Source organism: Mesorhizobium sp. M1273 (assembly GCF_040318195.1).
In the GTDB taxonomy this organism is placed as follows: domain Bacteria; phylum Pseudomonadota; class Alphaproteobacteria; order Rhizobiales; family Rhizobiaceae; genus Mesorhizobium.
In genome coordinates this window covers 137442-161925 of sequence record NZ_JAMYLV010000004.1, presented here as the reverse complement: position 1 = coordinate 161925, position 24484 = coordinate 137442, and the positions used below count along the sequence as shown (strand labels likewise).

The 24484-nt window shown below is 59.7% G+C and carries 31 protein-coding genes and 1 tRNA gene; 18 read left to right on the top strand and 14 right to left on the bottom strand.

Annotated elements, in window-relative coordinates; translation table 11 throughout:
* Window positions 1-125 precede the first annotated feature (125 nt).
* Both NKH30_RS06685 and NKH30_RS06680 read right to left on the bottom strand, forming a co-directional pair.
* Window positions 126-356, bottom strand: coding sequence for a hypothetical protein (locus NKH30_RS06685; protein WP_352469460.1), 231 nt, complete (start codon window positions 354-356; stop codon window positions 126-128).
* Between the two features lie 374 nt (window positions 357-730).
* Window positions 731-1165 (bottom strand): DUF3597 domain-containing protein, encoded by a 435-nt coding sequence (locus tag NKH30_RS06680; RefSeq protein WP_352539401.1) that lies wholly within the window; start codon window positions 1163-1165, stop codon window positions 731-733.
* Between the two features lie 320 nt (window positions 1166-1485).
* Between NKH30_RS06680 and NKH30_RS06675 the strand changes: the two genes are divergently transcribed.
* The 10 genes from NKH30_RS06675 (at window position 1486) to NKH30_RS06630 (ending at window position 10589) form a co-directional block, all read left to right on the top strand.
* Window positions 1486-1911, top strand: a complete 426-nt coding sequence (locus NKH30_RS06675; RefSeq protein ID WP_352994653.1) for a cupin domain-containing protein — start codon at window positions 1486-1488, stop codon at window positions 1909-1911.
* Window positions 1912-2031: 120 nt separating this feature from the next.
* Entirely contained in the window at window positions 2032-2631 is a 600-nt protein-coding gene (locus NKH30_RS06670; protein ID WP_352818264.1) for a YdeI/OmpD-associated family protein, read from the top strand.
* Between the two features lie 461 nt (window positions 2632-3092).
* On the top strand, window positions 3093-3365 hold the full coding sequence (locus tag NKH30_RS06665) for a hypothetical protein (RefSeq protein WP_352469463.1): 273 nt from the start codon (window positions 3093-3095) through the stop codon (window positions 3363-3365).
* 269 nt (window positions 3366-3634) lie between these two features.
* Window positions 3635-4042, top strand: a complete 408-nt coding sequence (locus tag NKH30_RS06660; protein WP_352501933.1) for a hypothetical protein — start codon at window positions 3635-3637, stop codon at window positions 4040-4042.
* A 408-nt stretch (window positions 4043-4450) separates the two neighbouring features.
* Window positions 4451-5698 (top strand): tyrosine-type recombinase/integrase, encoded by a 1248-nt coding sequence (locus NKH30_RS06655; protein WP_352994649.1) that lies wholly within the window; start codon window positions 4451-4453, stop codon window positions 5696-5698.
* A gap of 133 nt (window positions 5699-5831) precedes the next feature.
* Window positions 5832-7670 carry an AAA family ATPase gene (locus tag NKH30_RS06650; RefSeq protein ID WP_352994646.1) on the top strand — a complete coding sequence of 613 codons (1839 nt, stop codon included), beginning with the start codon at window positions 5832-5834 and terminating at the stop codon, window positions 7668-7670.
* Window positions 7671-8178: 508 nt separating this feature from the next.
* Window positions 8179-8664 carry a hypothetical protein gene (locus NKH30_RS06645; RefSeq protein ID WP_352994643.1) on the top strand — a complete coding sequence of 162 codons (486 nt, stop codon included), beginning with the start codon at window positions 8179-8181 and terminating at the stop codon, window positions 8662-8664.
* An 89-nt stretch (window positions 8665-8753) separates the two neighbouring features.
* A complete protein-coding gene (locus NKH30_RS06640; protein ID WP_352994640.1) occupies window positions 8754-9329 on the top strand; it encodes a recombinase family protein in 576 nt (191 codons plus the stop codon).
* 100 nt (window positions 9330-9429) lie between these two features.
* Window positions 9430-10116: a DUF5343 domain-containing protein gene (locus NKH30_RS06635; RefSeq protein WP_352994637.1), complete on the top strand. Its 687-nt coding sequence runs from the start codon at window positions 9430-9432 to the stop codon at window positions 10114-10116.
* Window positions 10113-10589, top strand: a complete 477-nt coding sequence (locus tag NKH30_RS06630; protein ID WP_352994634.1) for a TIGR02391 family protein — start codon at window positions 10113-10115, stop codon at window positions 10587-10589. Before NKH30_RS06635 ends, NKH30_RS06630 begins: the two co-directional genes overlap by 4 nt.
* Before the next feature lie 616 nt (window positions 10590-11205).
* On the opposite strand, the gene NKH30_RS06625 is transcribed toward NKH30_RS06630, so the two are convergent.
* Window positions 11206-11382 (bottom strand): hypothetical protein, encoded by a 177-nt coding sequence (locus NKH30_RS06625; RefSeq protein ID WP_352994632.1) that lies wholly within the window; start codon window positions 11380-11382, stop codon window positions 11206-11208.
* A gap of 131 nt (window positions 11383-11513) precedes the next feature.
* On the opposite strand from NKH30_RS06625, the gene NKH30_RS06620 reads away from it, so the two are divergent.
* Entirely contained in the window at window positions 11514-11972 is a 459-nt protein-coding gene (locus NKH30_RS06620) for a hypothetical protein (RefSeq protein ID WP_352994630.1), read from the top strand.
* A gap of 50 nt (window positions 11973-12022) precedes the next feature.
* Here NKH30_RS06620 and NKH30_RS06615 read toward each other — a convergent pair whose 3' ends face one another.
* The 9 genes from NKH30_RS06615 to NKH30_RS06575 all read right to left on the bottom strand — a co-directional run bounded on the left by NKH30_RS06615 (window position 12023) and on the right by NKH30_RS06575 (window position 17204).
* Window positions 12023-12541, bottom strand: coding sequence for an ImmA/IrrE family metallo-endopeptidase (locus NKH30_RS06615; RefSeq protein WP_352994627.1), 519 nt, complete (start codon window positions 12539-12541; stop codon window positions 12023-12025).
* A 2-nt stretch (window positions 12542-12543) separates the two neighbouring features.
* Complete coding sequence (locus NKH30_RS06610) at window positions 12544-12972, bottom strand: hypothetical protein (protein WP_352994624.1); 429 nt, start codon at window positions 12970-12972, stop codon at window positions 12544-12546.
* A 120-nt stretch (window positions 12973-13092) separates the two neighbouring features.
* Window positions 13093-13434, bottom strand: coding sequence for a hypothetical protein (locus NKH30_RS06605; protein WP_352994621.1), 342 nt, complete (start codon window positions 13432-13434; stop codon window positions 13093-13095).
* A 202-nt stretch (window positions 13435-13636) separates the two neighbouring features.
* Window positions 13637-15058, bottom strand: a complete 1422-nt coding sequence (locus NKH30_RS06600; protein WP_352994746.1) for a virulence-associated E family protein — start codon at window positions 15056-15058, stop codon at window positions 13637-13639.
* Window positions 15055-15282 (bottom strand): hypothetical protein, encoded by a 228-nt coding sequence (locus NKH30_RS06595; protein WP_352994619.1) that lies wholly within the window; start codon window positions 15280-15282, stop codon window positions 15055-15057. The genes NKH30_RS06600 and NKH30_RS06595 overlap by 4 nt, the downstream gene beginning before the upstream one ends.
* 99 nt (window positions 15283-15381) lie before the next feature.
* Window positions 15382-15780 carry a hypothetical protein gene (locus NKH30_RS06590; RefSeq protein ID WP_352994616.1) on the bottom strand — a complete coding sequence of 133 codons (399 nt, stop codon included), beginning with the start codon at window positions 15778-15780 and terminating at the stop codon, window positions 15382-15384.
* A 4-nt stretch (window positions 15781-15784) separates the two neighbouring features.
* Window positions 15785-16150, bottom strand: coding sequence for a hypothetical protein (locus NKH30_RS06585; RefSeq protein ID WP_352994613.1), 366 nt, complete (start codon window positions 16148-16150; stop codon window positions 15785-15787).
* A 12-nt stretch (window positions 16151-16162) separates the two neighbouring features.
* On the bottom strand, window positions 16163-16360 hold the full coding sequence (locus NKH30_RS06580; RefSeq protein ID WP_352994610.1) for a helix-turn-helix transcriptional regulator: 198 nt from the start codon (window positions 16358-16360) through the stop codon (window positions 16163-16165).
* 754 nt (window positions 16361-17114) lie between these two features.
* A tRNA-Ser gene (locus tag NKH30_RS06575) sits at window positions 17115-17204 on the bottom strand.
* Window positions 17205-17630: 426 nt separating this feature from the next.
* Between NKH30_RS06575 and NKH30_RS06570 the strand changes: the two genes are divergently transcribed.
* The 3 genes from NKH30_RS06570 to NKH30_RS06560 all read left to right on the top strand — a co-directional run bounded on the left by NKH30_RS06570 (window position 17631) and on the right by NKH30_RS06560 (window position 19888).
* Window positions 17631-17954 (top strand): hypothetical protein, encoded by a 324-nt coding sequence (locus tag NKH30_RS06570; RefSeq protein WP_352469464.1) that lies wholly within the window; start codon window positions 17631-17633, stop codon window positions 17952-17954.
* 66 nt (window positions 17955-18020) lie between these two features.
* Entirely contained in the window at window positions 18021-18683 is a 663-nt protein-coding gene (msrA, locus tag NKH30_RS06565; protein WP_352994607.1) for a peptide-methionine (S)-S-oxide reductase MsrA, read from the top strand.
* A 215-nt stretch (window positions 18684-18898) separates the two neighbouring features.
* Window positions 18899-19888, top strand: coding sequence for a BMP family lipoprotein (locus NKH30_RS06560; RefSeq protein WP_352469466.1), 990 nt, complete (start codon window positions 18899-18901; stop codon window positions 19886-19888).
* Here NKH30_RS06560 and NKH30_RS06555 read toward each other — a convergent pair.
* The gene (locus NKH30_RS06555) at window positions 19845-20204 is read right to left on the bottom strand and encodes a hypothetical protein (RefSeq protein ID WP_352994605.1); all 360 of its coding nucleotides are present in this window, start codon (window positions 20202-20204) and stop codon (window positions 19845-19847) included. The genes NKH30_RS06560 and NKH30_RS06555 overlap by 44 nt on opposite strands.
* 22 nt (window positions 20205-20226) lie before the next feature.
* Here NKH30_RS06555 and NKH30_RS06550 point away from each other — a divergent pair, with 22 nt between their 5' ends.
* Complete coding sequence (locus NKH30_RS06550) at window positions 20227-20439, top strand: GNAT family N-acetyltransferase (protein WP_352994744.1); 213 nt, start codon at window positions 20227-20229, stop codon at window positions 20437-20439.
* A 12-nt stretch (window positions 20440-20451) separates the two neighbouring features.
* Here NKH30_RS06550 and NKH30_RS06545 read toward each other — a convergent pair whose 3' ends face one another.
* Window positions 20452-20661: a SlyX family protein gene (locus NKH30_RS06545; protein WP_352469468.1), complete on the bottom strand. Its 210-nt coding sequence runs from the start codon at window positions 20659-20661 to the stop codon at window positions 20452-20454.
* A gap of 181 nt (window positions 20662-20842) precedes the next feature.
* On the opposite strand from NKH30_RS06545, the gene NKH30_RS06540 reads away from it, so the two are divergent.
* The 3 genes from NKH30_RS06540 to NKH30_RS06530 are packed head-to-tail and all read left to right on the top strand — an operon-like array spanning window position 20843 to window position 24484.
* Window positions 20843-22375 (top strand): ABC transporter ATP-binding protein, encoded by a 1533-nt coding sequence (locus tag NKH30_RS06540; protein WP_352994602.1) that lies wholly within the window; start codon window positions 20843-20845, stop codon window positions 22373-22375.
* The gene (locus NKH30_RS06535; RefSeq protein WP_352994599.1) at window positions 22372-23511 is read left to right on the top strand and encodes an ABC transporter permease; all 1140 of its coding nucleotides are present in this window, start codon (window positions 22372-22374) and stop codon (window positions 23509-23511) included. Before NKH30_RS06540 ends, NKH30_RS06535 begins: the two co-directional genes overlap by 4 nt.
* A gap of 1 nt (window position 23512) precedes the next feature.
* Entirely contained in the window at window positions 23513-24484 is a 972-nt protein-coding gene (locus tag NKH30_RS06530) for an ABC transporter permease (RefSeq protein ID WP_352469471.1), read from the top strand.

The window sequence follows — 24484 nt, the reverse complement described above, 5'->3', positions numbered from 1 at the left end:
TTTTGCTCAAAGCAAGGGCTTGGTGCCAGGCCGACCTTCACGCACAAACAGGCCGGCCTCTTTGGCGGCGCTGCCACCGCCCGCCACTGCTCCTGGGCGCAGCCTGATGTTCGTTCCAGATTGTTTTAATGGGAGCGATGGTCGAACACGACGCCCATGGTCCTACCAACCGCCGTCATGACGATAAGCTCGACCAGATCGTCGTCACTGTTGCCGCAGGCCGGAGCCGTCCTGCGAACGATGTCCAGCATCGCCCTCGTCGATATGGTGTCGCCGGCACCAAACCGTGAAAGCGCAGATGAAACAAGCTCTTGGGCTGTCAAGTCGGCGACCGTCACCCGCTTCACCACGTTCATTGGCTTCCTCCCACCATGAACCCTCTCCCGAGAGAATGATACGCCGAACGTCGCGTTTCGCCAGCAAAATGGTGGTCCTACCAGCGCGTGGGCAGCGACCGAAATCGTCGGTTTTTGCGGGAGGCAATCCGGGCGCGAGGCGGCAGCGCTTTGTGCCATGCGACTTCCCATGGACCCAATCCCGGCGGCCGGGATCGGTCTCAGTTTTATCTAATGGCAGTCTGATGCTTGGCAGTGTGGTCTGCTCGGTTGCGGCCGAAGCCGGCGCAGCAAGAACCACGGTGCGGGCAGAACCGGTCTGTCTTTTTCGTTTGACGCAATTCCGGACGGAAAACCGTTCACCACGTTTTCCTGGAATTGCTTGTCTTGTGACTCTAGGCGGCCAGGTCGCTCGGAAGCTTGCCGCCGTTCTCGGCCAGCTTTTTCATCAGTGCGTCGTGCAGCCACAGATTCATCGTTACAGTGTCGTTCATATCGCCGGTGTAGTTCAGCTCGTGGGCAAGCTCCTTGCGGGCGCCGAGGCTGCTGTCGATATTCAGAGCCTTCATCAGGTCGACGATCGAATTCTTCCAGTTGAGTTTCTGCCCCCTCGCGGCCACCGCCTTGTCGAGAATGGCAGCGATGTCAGGGGCAGAGGACGGCGCGGCCGGCGCGGCCGGAGCCGGGGTTGCAGCCGGGGCGGATCGGGTAGGCGCCGTCGGCTGGGTGGCCGTGCTCGAAGCAGGCGCGGGAGACGGTTGCGCCGGCGGCGCTTCGCCCGCAACCGCGTTTCCGAAAATCGCACCTTTGATACTGTCGAAAATGCCCATTGCTATCTCCTGTATTGGCTCGACGGTGTGTTGCCCTGACGGTCGGTGAGGCGACCGTTGCCGAATGCCGCATTGAGCGCCCTGGTTGTACCGGACCACGAACGCAACGCAGGGGCAACTCAAAACTGACTAAAAGGTAAAGGCTTGGTTGCATTGGGGGATCGGCTCAGTGATCCGGCCCGAGAGTAGAATAGATCGGATCGCGGCCCGGCAAATCGTCACGCGCAATGGACGGGGAACGGTCAGCAGCCAGTTTTGCTGACGCAGACCAGAAAAATCATCTAGATTCGTGTTCGCAATTCGCTGAGAGGAACGAAGCCATGACAGCAGTCGTCGCATCCGACAGGCTCGAACGTTCGCTGGTTTGGGCAGAGGACGATCTGTCGGTCAAATGGGCCGGCGCTTTCGCGGTTTACGGCGGGCACGGCACCACCCAGTCCTCGGTCATTGTCTACGAGATCGAGCCCGGCAAGCGGCTCGGCTGGCACAGAGACGCCACCGAAGAGACGCAATACATCATCGCCGGCACCGGCGAGCTACACATTGAGGGCGGCAGCACCCACCCGGTCGGGCCCGGCAGCGTCCTGGTACTTCCGACGCCGGTCCGGCACGACCTCGTCAACACCGGCACCGAAACCCTGCGCGCCGTCGCTTTCTTTGCGGCGGCGATGTTCACGCAGACATTCGACGACGTCATGCTGCCGCCGAAATCCCATGTCCTCGGAACGCCCAATCGTGCGGGCTGAATGCGTGCCGGCGAGAATCACCAGGCCTGCGGATTGCGGACTCGGAGCTGAGATGAGCGCGCGCGCGGCCGGCAAGCGGTTTGGCGTCGTTACGCGCCTGCGTCGTGGGCGGACCGGCTGATGGCGCCCGTCAAGGTCGACCCCGCCAAGGTGCGCGAGTTCAGGGATGCCGAAAGCTTCCATGCCTGGCTTGGCGAGCATCACGACAGCGAGGACGAAGTCTGGATCAAGATCCATAAGCTCGATTCGGGACTGCCGTCGATCACTCCGAAGCAAGCCATCGACGTGGCGTTGTGCTGGGGCTGGATCGATGCCGTGCGCAAGGCCTTGGACGGCAAAAGCTACCTGCAGCGCTACACCCCGCGCGGCAAGAAGAGCACCTGGAGCCAGATCAATGTCGACAATGTCGCCCGGCTGATCGAGGAGGGCCGGATGACCGAGCACGGGCTGAGGCAGGTCGATGCGGCCAAGGCCGACGGCCGCTGGGCGCGCGCCTACAAGAGCGGCAAGGGGATGAAGATCCCCGACGACCTCCAGGCGGCAATAGACGCCGAGCCCACGGCGAAAGAGATGCTGGCAAAGCTCAGCGGCCAAAACCGCTTCGCACTCGCCTTCCGCATCCACAACATGAAAACCGAAGCCGGACGCAAGAAGAAGATCGCGGCGTTCGTGGAGATGCTGAAGCGCGGCGAGACGATCTATCCGCAGGGCAGAAAGTAACATCTGACGAGGCGTGCCGGCGCTGCGTCTTGTGCTTGTCCCGGTCGGCGAGCCTCGAATGCGGCCGGATCACTGCTCAGGCCCACCTTCGATCCAGGCGATGTCGCCGACGATTTGTTTTCGACGAGCGTCGCCCGGCACTTCGACACCAGCTCTCATTCGTTTAGTTGATGCAGGAAAAAGTCTCGTCCTCACAGTCGGCATGGTATATTAGCAGGCGCTGTTATGAGGTTTTTGCCCGTTCAGGAGCCGACTGGCACGTGGGCCGTGTTTGATGCGACCGTGGATGTGCCTGCGGATTTTGCTGGCAGTGCCTTATCGGCTTGCCGCGGGAGCGGGCGGAGTGGCTCGCAGCAAGAGCCAATCGAGATGCTGCAAAAGGCACTTCGATTTGCCGGTTGTCAGCTGCCGGATCGGCACAAGCCGCGGTTCTTAGACTTAGACCGATAGGAGAGATTTCGATGATGCAAGAAAGGGTAATGGCGGCTGCGTTGGCAGCCAGGAATCAGGAAGCGGATATTCGTGGTGTCTTCGATATCACCAACAAAACCGATGCGCCAATTGGGCCCCGCCGATTGGGCGAGGCTATCCACTTTGTCGCCAATGCACCTATCGTTGGCTATGATGTTCACGCCGCCGTCATCAGATATGGCCCAGTCGGAACCCCCAGCCTCAGAGCAACAGATTGCGCACAGCTGTGGGAGAAGTTCGGCGAGGCCTTGCTGCAACACTGACGGGCAGATCTTTGGCGCGTATGGCACCACCATCGTGCAGGACACTTCCCTGGCGAGAACGACATGCAAGCCTGGCCGGTAATGTTGCAATTAAATTAGCGTGAGTGCATATTTTTTGCTGGCTGGACTCGCAACCGGCCAGGCCCGGCGGCCGGCTGCCAACGGGCTGTCAGGCCGGCGACAAATGGCTCCGCAGGCCCGACGGTCCCTTGGCAAGATCGCCGGAACCACAGCATGATGCGGCGGCAAAACGGGTTTGGGAGAATGATATGCCTAAGGTTTCGGAACTCTTTTTCAAGACAGCCATCATCTTTCTTATTCTGGGAATTGCAGCTGGCCTGCAGATGGCAATTTCAGGCGATCACGGCGCGTTTCCGGCTCACGCGCACATCAACCTGCTGGGGTGGGTCACCAGTGCAATATTCGGCGGCTATTATGCGCTGAACCCGGCGAAGGCTGCCCGCAGGAGCGCGATGATCCACTACGGAGTCTACAATCTCGGCCTGGTCGTGATGCTGCCGGCGCTTTACCTGATGCTGCAGGGAAATCCGGCGCTCGAGCCGATCGTCGCCACCGGCTCAATGATTGTCGCTGCCGCCGTGCTGATCTTTGCCTTCGTGGTTTTCTCCGCCGAAACAGAGCGCTCGGTCTCGGGAATACAAGCGGTCCCGCGCTAGACGGGGCGGCGACGGTGCCGAGTCGACCAAGCCCGCGCTTCTGGTGAAGCGCGGGCCGATTGGTTGTAGGCTGATCTGAGGTAAGGGTGCGGCGAAGATGAAAGCCGCTCAGCAGCCTTCGCGCCCCTCTGCCTGCCTGCCTCAAGATACTGCATCGCAGCGGCAGTCGCCGTCCAGCGTCCCTTCAGACTCGGCGAGCCGGTGAGATTTAACTGGCGGAGAGAGCGTCCGTCCGCCTAAGTCACGCCTAGTTCCGCTGAGTTCCGAAAGCTCAATAAGAACATTGCGATGGCAGCCTAAATCGGTCCGGTGAGTTCTGCCCCGTTCCGACTAAATCCGGGGCTTGTTTGTGGGTTGGATTGTAGGTACATTTTGCCCACCACAAAACAAATAGTGTTGGGCGGGCGTATGGCCAGATCGATCAACAAACTAAGCGCCGTCGAGGTGGCGAAGAAATTAAAGCCTGGCACATACGGTGACGGCGGTGGGCTTTACCTGCAAGTGGCGAAGAGCACTGCGAAGGGTGCGCAAGACGGCGACGTCACCAAGTCGTGGCTCTTCCGCTTCATGCTCGCCGGCAAAGCCCGATACATGGGGCTCGGTGACATTAACACCCGTTCCCTGAAAGAGGCCCGAGATAAGGCGAGGGAGGCACGGCAGAAGGTCACCGATGGAATAGACCCAATAGAGGAGCGGAAGGAGAACAAGGCCACTCGTCGGGCAGAGGATGCCAAGCGCGTGACGTTCAAGCAGGCCTCGGAGCGCTACATAGCAGCGCACTCCGCTGGGTGGAAGAACGCGAAACATGCGGAGCAGTGGCGCAATACGCTCGCGACCTATGCATGGCCGGTGATTGGAGATCTGCCGGTGGCGAAGGTAGACACCGCGCACGTCATGCAAATCCTAGAGCCGATCTGGACCACGAAAACCGAAACAGCCACTCGTGTCCGAGGTCGCGTCGAATTGGTACTCGATTGGGCGAAGGCCCGACACTATCGGAGCGGTGACAACCCGGCCCGGTGGCGCGGCCATCTCGATAAGCTGCTCCCGGCGCGGTCGAAGGTCGCCAAGGTCGAGCACCACGCGGCTATGCCGTACGCGGACCTTCCCGCTTTCATGTCTCAGCTCCGGTCAATGGGAACCAACTCGGCTCGTGCGCTTGAGTTCACTATCTTGACCGCTGTGCGCACAGGTGAGGCTATCGGGGTGATGGAGAGCGAAGTTGATTTCGCCAACAAGCTCTGGACGATCCCGGCTGTCCGCATGAAGGCAAGCCGTCCGCACCGCGTCCCGCTTTCGGATCGCGCGATCGAGATTTTGAAGAGCGTTCCGCGAGAGGCGGACAGTCCCTACCTTTTCCCCGGCGCCCGCACCGGCAGGCCACTCAGCAATATGGCGATGCTCGAACTCCTCCGAGGTATGGAGGGAATGGAGGGCCTGACCGTCCATGGCTTCCGCTCGACGTTTCGTGACTGGGCGGCCGAGAGTTCAAACTTCCCGCGCGAAATCGCAGAGGCGGCACTGGCGCACGTCCTGTCTGACAAGACGGAGGCGGCTTATCAGCGGGGCGACATGCTGGAGAAGCGCCGGCGGCTAATGAATGCGTGGGCAGGATATTGCAGCACCGCGCCAACAAAGGTCCGAGTCAGCGCATGAGTTTGGGATAGTTGATGCGCGAGTTTGCAACTCCGATTGCCCCGCCAAATCCAGGAAGACGGAAAAGCTGAGGCCGCGCGGCTTGTGCCGCGTATGGCATAATGATTGATTGCAGCTCAGCGAGGGAGCACACATGAGGATCGATCGATTTCAGCTTGCCAACTATAGCAGCTTTGCCGACACCGGGATGGTAGAATTACAGCCCGGAATCAATATCATTGTTGGAGAGAACAATGCAGGAAAAAGTGCAATTCTCCGATCATTGTACAATCTTGAGAACTTTCCTCACAAGAGCCTAGATGCATATTTACCGGAGCGGCTAGGGGTGTCCCGACAGACTATATCGGTATCCTTGAGCGGCAGCGATATCGAAACCGCTTGGCTGAGAGCACCAGCCAACCACATATATATAAATTTTGGCGCTACAGAACCATCTGCTATTCAGAGATTGGTCAATGACACGATATTATCACCAAATGTAGTATTGGTCATAAAGAAAAGTGTTAACGGGGAGCATGTCGCCTTTTTTCCATTTAGCGACATTACAAGAACTCCGCAGAGCCCATCTGCCCTTTTCACTATTCAGGATGGAAAAATTGTATACATGCAGGGAAATATCGGGCCAGATAATTCTCATGTTCTAGTAAACACTATCTGGAGAGATAATGTTTTCATGTTTGACGCCCAGCGCTTCAGTTTGGGGCGTGGCGGAATCGAATACCCAGATCGTCTTAATGGCTCTGCGAACAATTTGCCGGCAGTGCTAAACCAACTGCAAGGAGAGCGTACAGACGTTTTCAGAAGGCTGGTAGCGCACGTACGAGAAATATTCTCTACGATCCGGAACTTGAGTGTGCGCTATACGCAGCAAGGGGACTTGGAGATACTTGTTTGGCCAATCGACCAACAGGAACACCCAGAGCTAAGTGTCGGCCTGAATAATTCTGGTACTGGCGTTGCCCAGGCCATCGCGATCCTAACGGTGGCGATGACGCTGCGCGAGGCGGTTATCGTTGTGGATGAGATCAGCAGTTTCCTACACCCCGCAGCGGCAAAAACGCTTCTGCGTATCCTGCAAACTAACTACCCGCAGCATCAGTACATTATCTCAACTCACTCCCCCGAAGTTCTGAGTGCAAGCTCACCTTCGACAGTGCATTTTATCCGTAAGGTTGGTTTTGAGTCTTCGGTGACGCCTGTCGACCTCAACAACTTAGAGGATTTGCGTCAGGTCACGGGCCAACTTGGTATTTCAATGACCGATGTGTTTGCGGTGGAGCGGATCATTTGGGTAGAGGGACCCACCGAGGAACTCTGCTTTCCGTACATCTATACGCAAGCAGTCGCCCCTATGCCTCGCTCGACCATGTTCGTACCAGTGATCGCCACAGGAGACTTTAGTAAGACAGGTACTCGGTTGGAGTTGGTGCTTGAAATTTATGAGCGCCTTAGCCGCGCGGCTACGCCCCTCGTTAAGTCAGTAACCTTCGGCTTCGATCTTGAAGAGCTCTCAGACCGTGAGAAAGACGATCTGTTGCGGCGATCGGCAGGAAATATCCATCTGCTTCCTCGTCGGCATTTCGAGTGCTACCTGCTCGACCCTTCGGCAATAGCCGATTTGTTGGTCGCGCACGTTCCTGACTTAGATCTAGCCGAAATACGCAAACAGATCGAGGAACGCCTACTGGAGTTGGGCGGAGACAAAGACTTCAAGGCCCACAAAGTTTTCAATGGTGATCCAGCAGAGCCGCTATGGCTTGCCAAAGTCGATGCGGCAAAGCTTATCAAACGGGTTTGCTCGGAGGTAAGCGGCCAACGGTTTGAATTTGCAAAAAAGGTTCATTCTCTAGAACTGTTGAAATCACGAATGGAAACCGACACCGGCAGCGCCGATCTCGCCGAGCTCATTGCATGTGTGCGCGAGCTAGTTGATGGCTCAAAGGACCGGCCAGCAGCAAAACCGGCGTCCTGAAAATCTTCGCAAAATTTGCGAGGGACGTGGTTGGGGGGATGGCCGGGGGTGCCATCAGCGAAAGCCCCTCTGCGACCATTGGAAATGAGGGGGGTGGGGTCCTCAAAAGCCATATCGATATGCGCCCCGCACATGGCCCACAACGCGCGCCGACGTTGCCCCGGTCATTCGGTGCGCCAATGCGTTGAACGCGCGTACACGGCCCGTCCACGCCCCCGCCGGCCAACCCGCCCGCCATCCGCCATGATCGGCAACGCGCCACGTTGAGCCATGCCCAGGCCTCCCGATCCGATCCGCAGCCCGCACGATGCGTGTTCAAAAAACCCCTACGAAATGCGGGTCCCGAAAGCCCGGAAATCCGGGCTTCTCAGCCTCTCTATTTTACGTTCAAAAACCATTTGTTTTTTGCACATTAGCGCTTGACTGCCGTGCATGGCAGAGCGACGTTTTTCGAGTAAATTCAGCTACTTAACGCGGTTCAGCCGCACCATTGAACGGAGATACACCTATGCAAGTCACGCGCACGTTTTCACATCGCGAGTTCGGCAATTTGGGCGAGGCCACTTTGGCCGTTGAAAAAGGCAAATGGACGTTGGACGGCCAAGCCCTTCCAGACGCCTCGGTCGAGTACCTCATGGGCTTCGCCCTCCAGTCCCTTCAGGACGCATACGCGGGCGCGAAGAGCCAGGAGGCGGCCAGCGCCGCTTTCGACGCCAAGCGCAAACGGCTGATCGAGGGTGCCATCGGGCGAACGGCTGGCCCGGCCGAAGAACCACACGTTCGGTTTATCCGCCAGATGGTCCGCAACGCACTCAGCCCCGACAATAAGGCCCGATATGAGCAGACCGACGCGAAAGACCGGAACAAGTTCCTCATGGGACTTTTCACCGGGCTTCCCGCCACGAAACGCGACCGTCTCGACGCCCAAGCCCGGACTGCCCATGAGGCATCGCTTGCCGCGAAGGCCGCGACTGAGTTTGAACTGACCATCTAACGGCCCATCGCCAACGTTCCGCTGGGCGGCTCGCGAAAGCGCGCCGTCTAGTTGAACGCTAGGCCCACATCATCGAAGGGGCGAACCTTATGCGTGCCGCACTCTACCTCCGCGTATCCACCGACCAGCAAACCACCGACCGACAAGAGCGCGAGCTTCGAGAAGTCGCGAGTCGCACGGGGTGGGAAATTGTACAAGTCTACCGCGATCATGGCGTCAGCGGAGCCAGCGCCAAGCGCCCAGCCTTTGACGCGCTCTGCAAAGACGCTGCCCGCCGGCGCTTCGACGTCGTGATGGCGTGGAGCGTTGACCGATTGGGCCGCTCGCTTCAGGGCCTTGTCGCGTTCCTCTCCGACCTCCACGCGCTCCGCGTCGATCTCTTCCTCCACCAGCAAGGCATCGACACGACCACCCCGGCAGGCAAGGCCATGTTTCAGATGATGGGCGTGTTTGCGGAGTTCGAGCGCGCGATGATCAGCGAGCGCGTCAAGTCGGGCCTCGCGCAAGCGCAGGCGAAGGGTAAAAAGTTGGGTCGCCCCCGCATCTCAACCTCGACTGAGGAGGCAATCGCCCGCGACCACGGCAGCGTTAGGGCAATCGCGGCGAAGCACGGCGTGAGTGTTGGCACTGTACAGCGCATCAAGCACGCTGCCCCCTTAAGCTGAACTTCTCGGCGCACAGAAAATCGGTGAATGCGAATGGAGGATCGTTGACCTCGGACAAGAGTCGGTAGAGTTTGAGGTCCTTTAGATTGAGGGGCTCTAAATGGCATCGCATCCATATATATCTGGTGCTGGAAACATCACGCAGATGATCGGTTTTCTGCGCAAGAACTTTCCAGCGACGATCACATCCGATACGGTAAAGAGATTGGGCCTTGCGTCAAAAAATGAAAGCTATGTCATCAACGTCTTGCAGTTCCTCGGTCTCATAGACGTAGAGGGTAAGCGCACCAATGAGGGCCACGAAGTCCTTACCAGACATGACGAGACTGAGTTCCAAGCTGCCTTTGCCGCTCTTGTAAAAAAGGCTTACGCGGACCTTTTTGAACTTCGCGCTGATGATGCTTGGACGATGACCAAGGATCAATTGATCGGCTACTTCCGAAGCTCCGATAAAACGAGCGAAGCTATCGGGGGTAGACAGGCAGCGGTGTTTATGGCGCTCCGCGAGCTAGCTGGCTACCGGACAGACGAGACCGTGAATCAAAGGCCTAGGGCGGCAAATCCCGGCAAGCCGGCGGCAACGAAAAAGGCCAAGCCTGCTCCGGCCCCGTATCGAGTTGCCAACGAAAGGGCGGAAGAAATCGCGGGGCCGCTTGCTCATTCGTCTGGACCCCCAAAGAGCGACGTAGCACTCACTGTCCGGATCGAAATCAATCTGCCCACCGAAGGTTCGCAGGAGACCTATGACGCCATATTCAAAAGCATCAAGGCGAATCTCTTTCCATGAGTATCGCCTTAGCGGCCTTCGAACGGATCGCGCGATCTTCGAAAAATGTTGGTAGTCCGGCTGTTATCGAAAGTCGGGGCGTCCACCCTTTCGACGAACGTAACATTCATCCTGACATCGCCGGCGTCTCTCAGAAACTCTTCGATGATGGACACTTCGCCCAAGCGACCTTCGAGGCGTTAAAATACGTAGACAATCAAGTGAAGGACCTTACCGGCATTGAGGACTCGGGCTTCAACCTGATGATGGCCGCTTTCAATGAGAAGAACGCGAAAATCATGCTGACCGACTTGGCCACGATAAGCGAAAAGGACGAGCAGCTAGGGTTCCGTCATATGTTTGCCGGGTCCATGTCCGCCATCCGCAATCCGCGAGCACACGATAATTCGACGGACACTATAGACGTATGCCTTGACCACCTGTCATTGGCGTCCGTTCTCTTAAGAAGGCTGGACGACCGAATAGCTCCTTAGCGGCAAGAATCATGCCGCGCTAAAAAGGCAAAAGAAGTAGACAAATGAAAGTTGCAGGCCTGACCTTAGCCTTCGTGGTAGTGTTCGGATTGATCAATTGCGCTAATAGGCTATTCCTCGCCTACGAACATCAGCCGAAGACAGTGACTTTCTACACCCTGTTTTTCGGATGTGCTGTGGTCTCTGCGCTGGTTGTGGCAATAGTGGCATACTTTCGCGGCCGCAGATTTTGGCTTTGGTTTTTTATGTCCATACCAGCCTCACCGATCACATTGATCGTTCTTGTTTCGAAAAAATCGCTTGGCTGGGGTTAGTTCACGTGTAGCCATCGACCAGCTTTCCTCAACTAGCGCACACGACACCGGCAAAATACGCATTCGTCGAGCCAATCCAATCCACGATCCTCTCGACCAGTTCGAGCTTCCCTTTGCCCATCTCCGCCGCCAGCCCGGCGAGGATGTCCTCGGTGCGCGCTCCAGGCTCAGCCCGCCAACGTTCCGCAGCAACAGCGCTGCGCGGCGAAGCATCACTTGCAAATCGGCCCGAGACGCATCCGCGATTTGATCGGCGGCGCTGTCAAGCTCCTGAACGAATTGAAGGCAACGACCGCGTTCTCCTAGAGAAACTGCTCGCCCTCGGCGCGGTGTTCGAAGCAAAACCAGTGCGGCGTTTGCTTCGGCTTGGCGAAGCCCCATCCGGCATCCTTGGTGCAGCGAGCGTGTTCGCAAATGTGGTGCTGGACTCCGGGCGAGGTGGAAATCTCGGGGCGGGGCAGCGTGATTTCGTCACTCATGCGCTACAGTGAACAAAATGAGAACAAAATGTCAAGCTGCCATTGACCAGCTAGGAATTTGTTCCCTATTCAAGGTGCATCAGCGGATCAAGGAATGGGACCAGCGTGGCATGCGCTCGGTTGGCGAAGCTATGGCGAAAACTCCCGAGGACAATTTTCGGATTGAGGTCTGGGATCGGGACGAGGCCGCGCTCGTCGAAACGATCTCGCGCTCACCGGATTTCGTCGTGTCACAAGCGGGATGGCAGGCGGCAATCAGGCGTCGGCCCGGGATGCTGCTTATCCACCGCAACGCCAATCACACGATGGAAAAGCTGCTCACTCCGGGCGAGCCCACCGTGCCGCCCGAGACCATCGTGGACGGCAGCATTCACGCCGGCTTGGACGTGGCACTTGGTGACTTGCGCAGCTGGCACACGCTTCGCGCGTGGTGCAAGAACTGCTCCCATCATGCGCAGGTGAAGCCCGAGGCACTCATTCGGCGGTATGGGAAGGGGGCGCTGTTTAGCTCCGTGGAGCGGGCGCTCTTTTGCACGAGTTGCGATCGGGGAGGGCCAGTGCGGCTGGAGATCGTCTCGATGCCGAGGTGACGACTGGTCGAGATACGGTGGGGGCGGCGGGTAGTGGCGGGATGAATAAATTAAGCCTCCGCCAGATCTCTAATTTTGTTCGCCAATCCGAGGTTTGCTAGCCGGTACTCCATCGCCTGACGCGATACTCCGAACGTCTGGGCCAATCCCTCGATCGTATCGTTTTCTTTCGCGATCTCGCTTTCGATGGTGGCTTTTGGCATGAGGAGGCGAGCGGCAAACTGGTTCGCTTGCATTTCGTGTTGGTATGTAAGCGGCTCGGTCGGGTTCCGATTGGCAGCCTCATCGAACAATCTGTCGAGGTGGCGCCTTTCCTTCATCAGATCACGGTGAAGCAGATAATGGGCTAGCTCGTGAGCGGCTGTGAAACGCTTACGCTGCTCCGCTTCTGCTTCGTTCACCGATATGACGTACTGTAGTCCGTCAAAGTCGATGGCTCCCGAAAGCCCGTCTTCCATCGGCCTCTCGACATACACAAGCCCCAGCCGAGAGATCATCTCTTTGATGTTCGTCGGCGCACGAGAGAGCACGTCTCTGATGATTTCATCTTCGTTAGGAGATCTGTACATGGTCATTCTTTGCCAAGCGAATTGATCGCGTTTTGCAGCGTTTGATCGTGAGTCGATGCGGCGCTGCCGAGAACCTGTTCTGTTTTCTCCTGCTCCTCAAGGATACGACGCACCATTGAGGGCAGTTCAATCCTAACACGTTCTTCCGCCACTTGAGCCGCAATCTTTGTCGCAATTTCGCGCGCCGCTCCATCAGCGGCAGGCTTGGCCGCTGCAATTGCAACCTTCTCTGCGATCACCGAGACAAAGCCGAAACCTGCTAAGCCTAGGATGACAATGGACATTTCAAGAGCCGTTAGCGACACCCCAATCCCGCTCCAACTCTCAGGGTGCAGGTTTCCGTTGTTCCAAAGATATAAGAACGCCGCAGCCCACAGGGAATGCAGCACAAAATTGAAGACCCACTTCTTGACATTTGATTCGCTTATCAACCGCCCCTCCCACAATTAAGCTGGGGCGATCTTCTGACTTTTTAGAGATAGCCACAAGACAGTCGAGACGCTGGCTGGAGCCCATCGGAGGAGCTTGACAGACTCCACGCGCTTCATGGCCTAAATCGTCGCCTTCCGCTTCGCCTCCGCCCTCAGCCGCGCATCTTCCAACCGCTTCCCCAGCCCTTCCATCGGGTCTGCGCCCTTGGTCGTTCCGGGCGACACGCGCCGCGCCTCGACCTTGCGAAGCAATTCCAGCGCTTTCAATTGCAAGCCCACGCCCTGCTTTGGGTCCTCCGCTACCCCCATGAGGAACTGGTAAGTGAGGTCGAACACCTCGGGCGGGGCCTCGTACTCAATGATGGCCTTAGCGGCGTCGATGGAGCGCGCAAGCGGCACCTCCGGCGATGTCATGATGTCCAGCAGCTTTCGCAGCGCCGGGCTGATTTCAGTGTCAGTCATTTCGTCCTCGTTTTGGGCCGACCTGCCCATTAAAGCGGTAGATGCGGTAGCGGGGTGGTAGCGCATTAAATCGTTGTTTCTGAACGGCTTCTACCGGTTCTACCGGTTCTACCGGTCCATTGACCATTGTTGGGTTGGGATGTTCCGCCGGGAAAGTCTATAGGCGCTACCGGTAGCGACCGGTTACACCGGTAGCGCCATATCACCCGCTCAACTTCTGAGGCGCTTTCCAGTAGCCCTTCACGTTAGCGCCATCGAGCCGGAGGACCTTCGGTCCACTCCAGCCAAGCTGCCGCATGCAATCGCCCAGGCGCCGGTAGTCCGCCATACGCGCGAATCGCATTTCCATGTTCATGATCTTCTCGAAGACCGTCTGAGTGGATATCCGAAGCTCGCCTTCCGCAACTTTCGCATACGCGGGCAAGGCGCTCAGCAGCACGTCCTCCCACGGATCGCCCGCCACGCGCTCGGCCTGCCGTTCCGCAGCCGCCGCCCACAGCCTCTCGGGGATCGAAATCGGATCGGGGGCCTCGCGTTCCGCCATCGCAGCCTCGGCCCAAAGCTGGGGCATATCTTCCGCCAGCCCCTTCAGATCAATCTTGCCCACCGTCACCGGCCAAAACCTCCGGTTCCCCGTCGCATCGCGGAGGTACTGAGAGTCATTAGTGGTGCCGACGAAAATGCAGCGCCGAGGCATCTCCTCCACTGAGCGCTGGAACGCCCCTCGCGCCCGATCGTGCGTCTTTGTGATGAACTGCTTAACCCGACTAACCTCCGCCCGGTTTAGTCCGGCCAGTTCGGGAAGTTCGACAATCCACTTTCCAGAAATTAATTCCTGCTGTTCTTTGTAGCTAACGCCGATAGCGATCTCATCGGAAAAGAAATCTTCGCCGCCTGCCATGATTTTCAGTACGCTCGACTTACCGCGCCCCTGCGGACCTTCAAGCACCAAAACACAATCAAATTTACTGCCGGGTCGGCGCGCTCTCCGAACGCCCGCGACGAGGACCGCTCGCCCAAATGCCCGGTTCAACTCGTTGTCTTCGGCGCCAACATAGCGAATGAGCCATTCGTCTATTCTTAGCCCTCCATCCCATTGCTGAGCGTCGATGAAGTCGAGCACCGGGTTGAAGGAGTTCTCTTGTGCCAGAAGGCGGATCGCATCCCGTGTGTGCGCTGGCTCGGGATCGAAGCCAAGCGTCTGGATCACGGCCTTCCGGACATGCAGCACAATGTCATCCATCGTCACGCCGACCCGCCCTTCCAAGCCCTCGCAGACCACCTTTTGTCGGAACTCATCAAACCGAAACACGACCCCGAGCTTCCGTATCGCCATCACCGCATTGTCCAGCGAAGGCACAATTCCGCTGGGATTTCTCACCCGGCTAAGGTCCGCCGAGGCGTCCGCTGTCTTGGCTGGGGCGGCGGCGGACGCCTGCTGCTTTATCGCCAGCCGCTCCGCAAACATCTTCACAAGCGGCCCGTTACCGCCCCCCGTCGTCTTTTCTTGCCCCCGCTCAAACGCCCTCCACTCCGCCTCGGCCTTCGCCGTCAGCGCCCCCATATCCTCCTCCGTGAGCGGCCCCACCACTTCCCACTCCATCGCCTCCGCCGCCTTCATCATCTCATGCACTGGCCCAGCCTCCTGTTTTCCCTTTCAAGCATCACGGCCAATCCCCGCAGGAGCAGTTCTCTCGCTCGCGCCGTCCTCGGCGTTTGAATGGTCTCGACCAGCTCCAGCGCCTCGAAGATGGACTCCCACGCTGCCACGAACGCCTCATCGACCCGCGGATCGGGCGGCCTCCGCCGCTTTGCCCGCACTTCATTCAGATTGATTATCGTTGCCACCCTTTCGGCTCCTTTCATCTCGACAGCACGATCCACAAAATCACCATCACTGAAAAAGAGAGGGCCGCGAGCGCAGGGAGATGTCGCGTCCCACGCATCTCAATGTACTTCGGCGCCGGCGACGAGTTGGCCCCGCCGCTCTAATTCCCGCTCGGCCATGTCGGTCAACTCGCCAAGCAACTCGACCAAGCGGGGAGGCATCTCGTGGCCGAGCGCCCTCATCGTCGCCAACGCCGCACCCAGCCGCTCGACTTCTGGCATAGCGGCCAGCTCCGCGAGCCATTCGTCCGTGTGCGCCATCACCTGCCGGCGGAACTCGGCTTCGGCGGTCCGCCACCCCTCCGACAGCAGGGAGAGCGCCCGAAGCACGGCGGGGACGGTTTCCGATCCCGCAAGATGCGCCGCCACTTGCTGCCCGACGTTTTCTCCGGCCCCCGGCGGAAGCCGAAGACCTCGAAGTATGCACTGGACGAGGTGCTCGGTTTGCTTTTTGCCCACGGCGTCATTTCCCCTCGAGGCCGCGAGCCGCCATCAGCCCGATCAAGTAATCTCTCACCTCAGTATTTTCGCCGGCGAGGGCTACGAGGATGTGCGGCGCGCCTGCGGCCTTGATACGCCGTTGCATTGCCTGTGTTTCGCGATGGAGTTCCAGATCGCGCTGATGGGCTTCGTGTATCTCGGTGCGCCACGGTTCTTTCGCGAACGACGCGATTTCGTTCCTGTTGTGCGCGGCCTCACGGAGATCCTTGTCCGCGGCGAAGTCGACGAAAGACTCGAAGTATTTGTCTCTCGAAGGAGTGGTGGGCGCCGGGGCCTGCGGAGCAGGGGCGACCTTTTGAAGAAAAGTGTGAGAAGTTTCGTCGGCCATTTTGTTTCCTCCTTACGCCGCTGCCGAAGCATCGCGCTTCGCGAGGCGCTCCGCCTGCCAATCCGCAATCTCAGTTTCGTCCCAAGCCACTGCCTTCGGGCCGATCCGAATCGGCCTCGGAAAATCGCCAGCGGCCATCCGCTCGTAGATCGACGAAGACTTTAGCCCGGTTCGCCGCTCTACTTCGGCGCGCCTGATAAATGTAGTCATTGCTAGCTCCAACTCAAATATGACACGGAACATCTTTCCGCATGAACAATATAATACGGCCGGGTCATGGGGTGCACGGGATTTATTTTCGCGAAAATCCCATGTGTCCCTGATTTGTCCCTGGTGTGGTCACCCGGTACATTCATCACACTTTGTTAAAGCCATACCAGTTACTCGTGAATACGTTGGCTATTTGCGCTTTAGTCTCTCTGGTCAGACTGCGCTGGGTGTGGTGGGGTCGTGAGTCCGCTTGCGCCGGTGAGTCTCACGGGTTGGGCGCGGGAAGGAGTCGCGAGGGGCGAGCTTGGCCGCGCGGAGTCAACGTGCATCAGAACTAGGCGCTATCGCGAGCCAGTTTGGGAATATGGAGGTGTTCCATCTGGCCACGTCGATATCGCCGCCGAGTCCTGACAGGTCGCCAAGCAAGGAGTCGCTTATGTGGCTGATAGGAAGTCGGGGTGTGCTTTTCGGGGCGGCGGCGCTGTTTGATTGATCGTAATCGTACCCAGCCCCGTGTATGGCTTTTAACCCTTGGGCATTAGCCATATCAAAAACTGGAGGTGCGCCCTCTCAAGTCGGCTTGGCGGACACGGGTTGGCCGAGAGTGGACGCCGGAGTTCCTTCCGGGCAAGTCGCTTCGCTCGCCGCCTGACGGACGGGTCAAATAGGAAAATATTCCCATGTTGGTAGGATTGCGGGTTTAAACAACCGCTTTTTGTTAAGCATTTGATTTTGTTGGTATATTTTGAATAATTGGCGGAGAGAGCGGGATTCGAACCCGCGTTACGGTTTCCCGTAAACACACTTTCCAGGCGTGCGCCTTCAACCACTCGGCCACCTCTCCGTCCTTTTAGCATTTTCGACGCGGCCGGTTTCGCCGCGCGGGTTGGGGAGATGCATCTCCTTTGGGATTCCGGCCGGAATTCCGGCCGTGGGCGCCGTCAACCAGCGGATACCCTTTCCCCGCACCCGAGCCGTCAAAGCAACAGGCGCGGGGCTCATCTAGTCGATCCGGTGCCGAATGCCAAGACATAACGGCAGTCTATTCGCTTTGCCGGATAGGGATGCTCAGCCCATGTTATCGGAGCACCCGTTGGGAGCCTATCGAAACGATCGGCGGAGGTGTGCTTGCCGTCCGGCGCGCCACCGGTTCCGGCGAACCGGCGGTCGCGGGTTCAACTTCACGTGTCGCGATTGCGGATAAAGCACGCAGATCCTATTTAACAGTCCACACGACATTCTGATAAACTCCTGGGGAGGAAGGGTCCGGATGTTCCGCTTTATCTTCCGTCTTGCCGCAATGATCGCGCTTTCGGTTTCGGTCATCATGGCCGTGCTCGATGCGACCCGCTCGGTGGCGGCTTCGGCGCTGGTGATGACTCCGCTCAACACCAGCTGGCTCGCGGTTTCGCCGGATACGCGCAGCGCCTTCGAAAGCTTCGTCCGCGACAAGGTCAACCCGCTGCTGTGGGACGGTGCCATCGCCTGGGTGCTCAGCCAGCCCGGCTTTGCCGTGTTCGCGGTGCTGGCGTTCATTCTTTATGCCATCGGTTACAGGCGGCAGCGCCCCAGCGGGCGGTTCGCCGCAACCTGACATTTCCAGCCTGACCCGGTGTTCCCGCACCAGGAAGGCTCAACCAAGAAGAAAAGGAAGCCACACATGTTTCTCAGCGACATGCTGAACAAGAAGCTCAACCTGCCGAAACCCTCCGAGGCGTTGCCCGGCCGCGACCGGCCGATCCCGACCGCATCGAAGCACTTTGTCTCGAACAGGCCGCTCAAGGGTCCTCATCCCGAAGGGATGGAAACGGCGATGTTCGGGCTGGGCTGCTTCTGGGGCGCCGAGCGCCTGTTCTGGCAAGTCGAGGGCGTATGGGTCACGGCGGCCGGCTATGCCGGCGGCGTCACGCCCAACCCGACCTATCAGGAAACCTGCACGGGCCTGACAGGCCATGCCGAAGTCGTGCTCGTCGTCTACGATCCCAAGATCGTGTCCTATGCCGAGCTCTTGAAGCTGTTCTGGGAAAGCCACGACCCGACGCAAGGCATGCGCCAGGGCAATGATGTCGGCACCACCTACCGTTCGGCGATCTATACGTTCAACGACGCGCAGTACCAGGCGGCGCTCGCCTCGCGCGATGCCTACGAGGCTTCGCTGCGCGGTGCCGGACGCGGCAAGATCACCACCGAGATCGCGCCGGCGCCGGAATTCTACTTCGCCGAGGAAGACCACCAGCAATATCTGGCGAAGAACCCTTACGGCTATTGCGGCCTGCAGGGAACCGGCGTCACCTGCGCCATGCCGGCCGCCGTCTCCGCCTGATTTTATGCCCCTGACGCAAGGAATATGCTGTGGCGCCGCGATGCGGCGCCATGCTTTTCCAAAGGGTCAAAATTCCACGTGAATTTTGTTTCGGGCCGTGCCAGATTGACTCGAAGCGGGAGGAAGACACTCCTGCCCGACACCGTATGCCTGCCGGAGAACCGGGCCGGCATGCGGTGCATAATGGACAAATAACCGACAGGGGTGTGGATCACATGAAACGTATCGTTCTCGGCCTCATGGCCGCAGCTGCAATGGTTCTTCCGGCCTTCGCCGCGGACATTCAACCCGCGATCCTCTATGATCTCGGCGGCAAGTTTGACAAGTCGTTCAACGAGGCATCCTTCCACGGCGCTGAAAAGTTCAAGACCGAGACCGGCATCCCCTATGTGGAATTCGAGGTCAGCAACGCCACCCAGCGCGAGCAGGCGCTGCGCCGTTTCGCCGAGGACGGCCGCAACCCGATCGTCATGGCGGGCTTCTCGTGGGCTGACGCGCTTGACAAGATCGCAACCGAGTTCCCCGACACCAAATTCGCCATCATCGACATGGTCGTCGACAAGCCCAATGTCCGCTCCCTGGTCTATAAGGAGCAGGAAGGCTCGTACCTCGTCGGCGTGATGGCGGCGATGGCTTCCAAGACCAAGAAGGTCGGCTTCGTCGGCGGCATGGATATTCCGCTGATCCGCAGGTTCGGCTGCGGCTATGTCGGCGGCGCCAAGGCGGCCGGGGCTACCGACGTCATCCAGAACATGACCGGCGATACGCCGGCAGCCTGGAACGATCCGGCCAAGGGCGGCGAGATCGCCAAGACGCAAATCGACCAGGGCGCCGACGTAATCTACGCAGCGGCGGGCGGCACCGGTGTCGGTGTGCTGCAGGCAGCGGCCGACGCCGGCAAGCTCGGCATCGGCGTTGATTCCAACCAGAACGGCCTGCAGCCCGGCAAGGTTCTGACCTCGATGGTCAAGCGCGTCGACGTTGCCGTCTACAACACCTTCATGGATGCCAAGAACGACAAGTTCACGGCGGGCGTCAACGATCTCGGCCTCAAGGAAGGCGGCGTCGACTACGCCATGGACGACAACAACAAGGCGCTTGTCGACGATGCGATGAAAGCGGCGGTCGAAAAAGCCAAGGCCGACATCATCGCCGGCACCATCAAGGTGCACGACTACATGTCGGACAATGCCTGCCCGTATTGATCCGCCGGCGCTGATTGCGAACCGCCGGGCGTGGTCCCGGCGGTTTTGTTTTGGCAAACGCCGGTGAACCATCAACCCCCCCGGGACGCAGATGCAGCCGACAGTCGAACCGATGCGCGAGCGCGATGTTGAGGCAGTCGCGCAATTGCGCCTTGCCGCCTTTTTTGATGGCACCGCAAGGACGCTCGAAGATGACACCGCCGGCCTTCGCAAGCTGCTGGCTGGTGACGGATTCGAGACTTCCCTGGTTGCCCGGATCGGTGATGTCCCAGTCGGTACGTGTTTGCTGGTCCGCCGTGAACTGGAGCTGGCGCATGAACTGACCATGGCTAGCCGGGCTGGCTGTCGCTCCGAAGCACCAGCACCAAGGGATCGGCACGGCACTGGTTAGGGCGACCGAAGCGCGCGCAGCATCGGCCGGCGTTGTCGAATTCTATCTTTATACCTGGCAGGCGCGCGATTTCTATGCGGCGCTCGGCTGGATGACGGTCGAAACGTTCGAACAAGATTGCGCACCCATGTTGCTGATGTCGCGAAGGCCCAGCCTATAACCGTTGCTCGCCTCACCAGTGCGGCGGCTTGGTCACCGGCACGTCGGGCGCGGCCTGTTCCTCCAGCGCCAGGAAGCGCTCGGCCAGCGCGTCCAGCTTGCGCTGCATGCGCTCGATCACCTTCCACTGCTCGGCGATCTGGCCGGACAGTTCCTCGATGATCTTCTCCTGCTCGGCGGCGCGGATTTCCAGCGTCGTCAGCCGGTCCTCGGGCATGGTCATTTGAAATCCTCGATCAGGCGATTGTGCAGGGTGCGGCCACGTTGGAAATTGACAAGCATGGCGGGATTTGTCGAGAGTGAACCCTGCTCCGGCCAATTGGTAGGGACCCAATTGGCACAGACCGGGCGTCATGCTAGGCGTTTGACCAAGCGGTAAAAAAATAACAGTGGGAACAGGCTGCATGGCGCAAGCCGCAATCGAGCTGATCGGCATCGACAAGAGCTTTGGCGCCGTGCGCGCCAACCGCGACATCAATCTGGAGATTATGCGCGGCACTATCCATGGCATCGTCGGCGAAAACGGCGCCGGCAAGTCGACGCTGATGTCGATCCTCTATGGTTTCTACCAGGCCGATTCCGGCGAGATCCGTGTCGGCGGCCAGCCGGCATCGATCAAGACGCCGAACGATGCGATCGCGCTCGGCATCGGCATGGTGCATCAGCATTTCATGCTGGTCGACAATTTCTCGGTGCTGGAAAACGTCATTCTCGGCGCCGAAAGCGATGCGCTGCTGAAGAAGAGCATTGCCAAGGCGCGTTCCGAGCTGGAGCGGCTCGAGCGCGAATACGGGCTCGAAGTCGATCCCGACGCCATCATCGAGGAGTTGCCGGTCGGCCTGCAGCAACGCGTCGAAATCCTCAAGGCGCTCTATCGCGGCGCCGAGATCCTGATCCTCGACGAGCCGACAGGCGTGCTGACGCCGGCCGAGGCCGACCATCTGTTCCGCATCCTCAGGCAGCTGAAGGAGCAGGGCAAGACGATCGTGCTGATCACCCACAAGCTGCGCGAGATCATGGCGATCACCGACACGGTCTCGGTGATGCGCCAAGGCACCATGGTGGCGACACGCGAAACCAGGAAGACCACGGTCGAGGAGCTGGCCGAGCTGATGGTCGGCCGGCGCGTGCTGCTGCGCGTCGAAAAGGGCGAGGCGAAGGCCGGCGGCGTCAAGCTCGCGGTCAAGAACCTGACGGTCAAGGATTCCCGCGGCGTCACCATGGTCGACGACGTCTCCTTCGACGTCCATGCCGGCGAGATCGTCGGCATTGCCGGCGTCGCCGGCAACGGGCAGTCCGAATTGCTCGAGGCGATTTCCGGCATCAGGCATGCCGTTTCGGGCTCGGTCATGCTCGACGGCAAGCCGATCGACCTCACCGGCGCCGCCTACCCTGGCGAGTTGCGCGAGCGCGGCCTTGCCCATGTGCCGGAGGACCGCCATCATGTCGGGCTCGTGCTGGCCTTCGAGGAGAACGAGAATTCGATCCTCGGTTATCAGGACGACGCGCGCTATCTGAAGGGGCCGTTCCTCGACATCGATGCCATCCGTAACGATGCCAGGGACAAGATCGTCAAATATGACATCCGCCCGGCGGACTGCCGCCTCAAGACCGCCAATTTCTCCGGCGGCAACCAGCAGAAGATCGTGCTGGCGCGGGAAATGGAACAAGATCCCGGCGTGTTGATCGTCGGCCAGCCGACACGCGGCGTCGATGTCGGCGCCATCGAATTCATCCACAAGCGCCTCATAGCCATGCGCGACCAGGGCAAGGCGGTGCTGGTGGTTTCGGTCGAGCTCGACGAGATCCGCTCGCTGTCCGACCGCATCCTGGTGATGTTTGCCGGCCGCGTCGTCGGCGAACGCGGCCCCGACGCGACCGAGGGCGAGCTCGGCCTGCTGATGGCCGGCGTCGAGCACCGGGAGGCCGCCGAGTGAGCACCCCCTATGCCAAGCTGCCGGCCTGGGCCGATTACGTGCTGATCCCGCTGATCAATCTGTTCGTCGCATTCGTCGTCGCCGGCTTCGTCGTCATATTGGTCGGCGAGAACCCGCTGCGTGCAGCCGTCATCCTGGTCGAGGGTGCCTTCGGCCGCGGCCAAGGCATCGCGTTCACCCTTTTCTATGCCACCACCTTCATCTTCAGTGGGCTTTCGGTGGCGGTTGCGGCGCATTGCGGCCTGTTCAACATCGGTGGCGAGGGCCAGGGCTACATCGCCGGTCTCGGCATAGGCATCGTTTGCCTGGCCTTCGACAGCCTGCTCCCTTGGTGGCTGACCTTCCCGATCGCCATTATCGCCGCCGCGGCGATGGGCGCGCTGTGGGCGCTGATCCCGGCCTATCTGCAGGCCAAGCGCGGCTCGCATATCGTCATCACCACCATCATGTTCAACTTCATCGCCGCCAGCGTCATGGTCTATGCGCTGGTGGGGATGCTGAAGCCGCCCGGCTCGATGGCGCCGCAGACGCGCACCTTCCTCGAAGGCGCGCAATTGCCGAAGCTCAACTGGGTCATCGAATTGTTCGGCGCTAAAATCCGTTCGGCGCCATTCAACGTCAGTTCCCTGCTGGCGCTAGCCATGGCCTTTCTGGTGTGGGTGCTGATCTGGCGCACGAAGCTCGGCTACGAGATGCGCACCTATGGCCACAGCCCGAAAGCGGCGCGTTATGCCGGCATTTCGGAGATCCGCATCATCATCATTGCGATGATGATCTCGGGCGCGCTGGCCGGCATGATGGCGCTCAACCCGACGATGGGCGACCAGCACAATGTCGCGCTCGAATTCGTTTCGGGCGCCGGTTTCGTCGGCATCGCGGTGGCCCTGATGGGACGCCTGCACCCGGTCGGGATCGTGCTGGCGGCGGTCCTGTTCGGCATGCTCTACCAGGGCGGCGCCGAGCTCGCCTTCGAGATGCCGGCGATCAGCCGCGACATGATCGTCATCATCCAGGGCCTCGTGATCCTGTTCGCTGGCGCGCTCGAGCATATGTTCCGGCCCTATGTCCAGGCGCTGTTCGCCTCGCTCAGCCCGAGATCAGTCGGTATGGAAGCGGTCAAGGGGAAGGGCGCCTGAGATGGATTTCTTCAACGCTATCGTGCAGGTCCTGGACTCGACCATCCGCCTTTCGGTCCCCTTGCTGCTCGCCTGCCTCGCCGGCCTCTATTCGGAGCGGGCCGGCGTCTTCGACATCGGGCTCGAGGGCAAGATGCTTGTCGGAGCCTTCGCCGGTGCGGCCGCCGCCTCGGTCTTCCACTCGGCCTATCTCGGCCTCGGCATGGCCATCCTCATCTCGGTCGCCTTCGCGCTGATCCACGGCTTTGCCTCGATCACCCATCGCGGCAACCAGATCGTCTCCGGCGTCGCGATCAATTTCATTGCCGCCGGATCGACGATCATGCTCGGCCAGGCCTGGTTCCAGCAAGGCGGGCGCACGCCGGCGCTGGCTGCCGGCGAGCGCTTCGAGGCAATCATCTGGCCGGGCGCGGAGGCGCTCAGGAGCGTTCCGATTCTCGGGCCGATCTATTCGGAACTCATCTCCGGCCATTCCGTGTTGGTCTATCTCGCCTTCCTGGCCGTGCCGTTCACCTGGTGGGTGCTGTTTCGCACCCGCTTCGGCTTGCGCCTGCGCGCCGTCGGCGAGAACCCGGCCGCGGTCGACACCGCCGGCATATCAGTCGCCTGGCTGCGCTATCGGGCGCTGATCTGCACCGGCGTGCTCACCGGCATTGCCGGAGCCTATCTGTCGATGGTGCAGAATGGCGGCTTCGTGAAGGACATGACCGCCGGCAAGGGCTATATCGCGCTGGCCGCGCTGATCTTCGCCAAATGGAAACCGGTCAACGCCATGTTCGCCTGCCTGCTGTTCGGCTTCCTCGACGCCGCGTCGATCCGCCTGCAAGGCACGCCGCTGCCGCTGATCGGCAAGGTGCCGGTGCAATTCATGCAGGCGTTGCCCTATGTGCTGACCGTCATCCTGCTTGCCGGCTTCATCGGCAAGGCAATCCCGCCGCGCGCCGGCGGCGTGCCTTATGTCAAGGAACGCTGA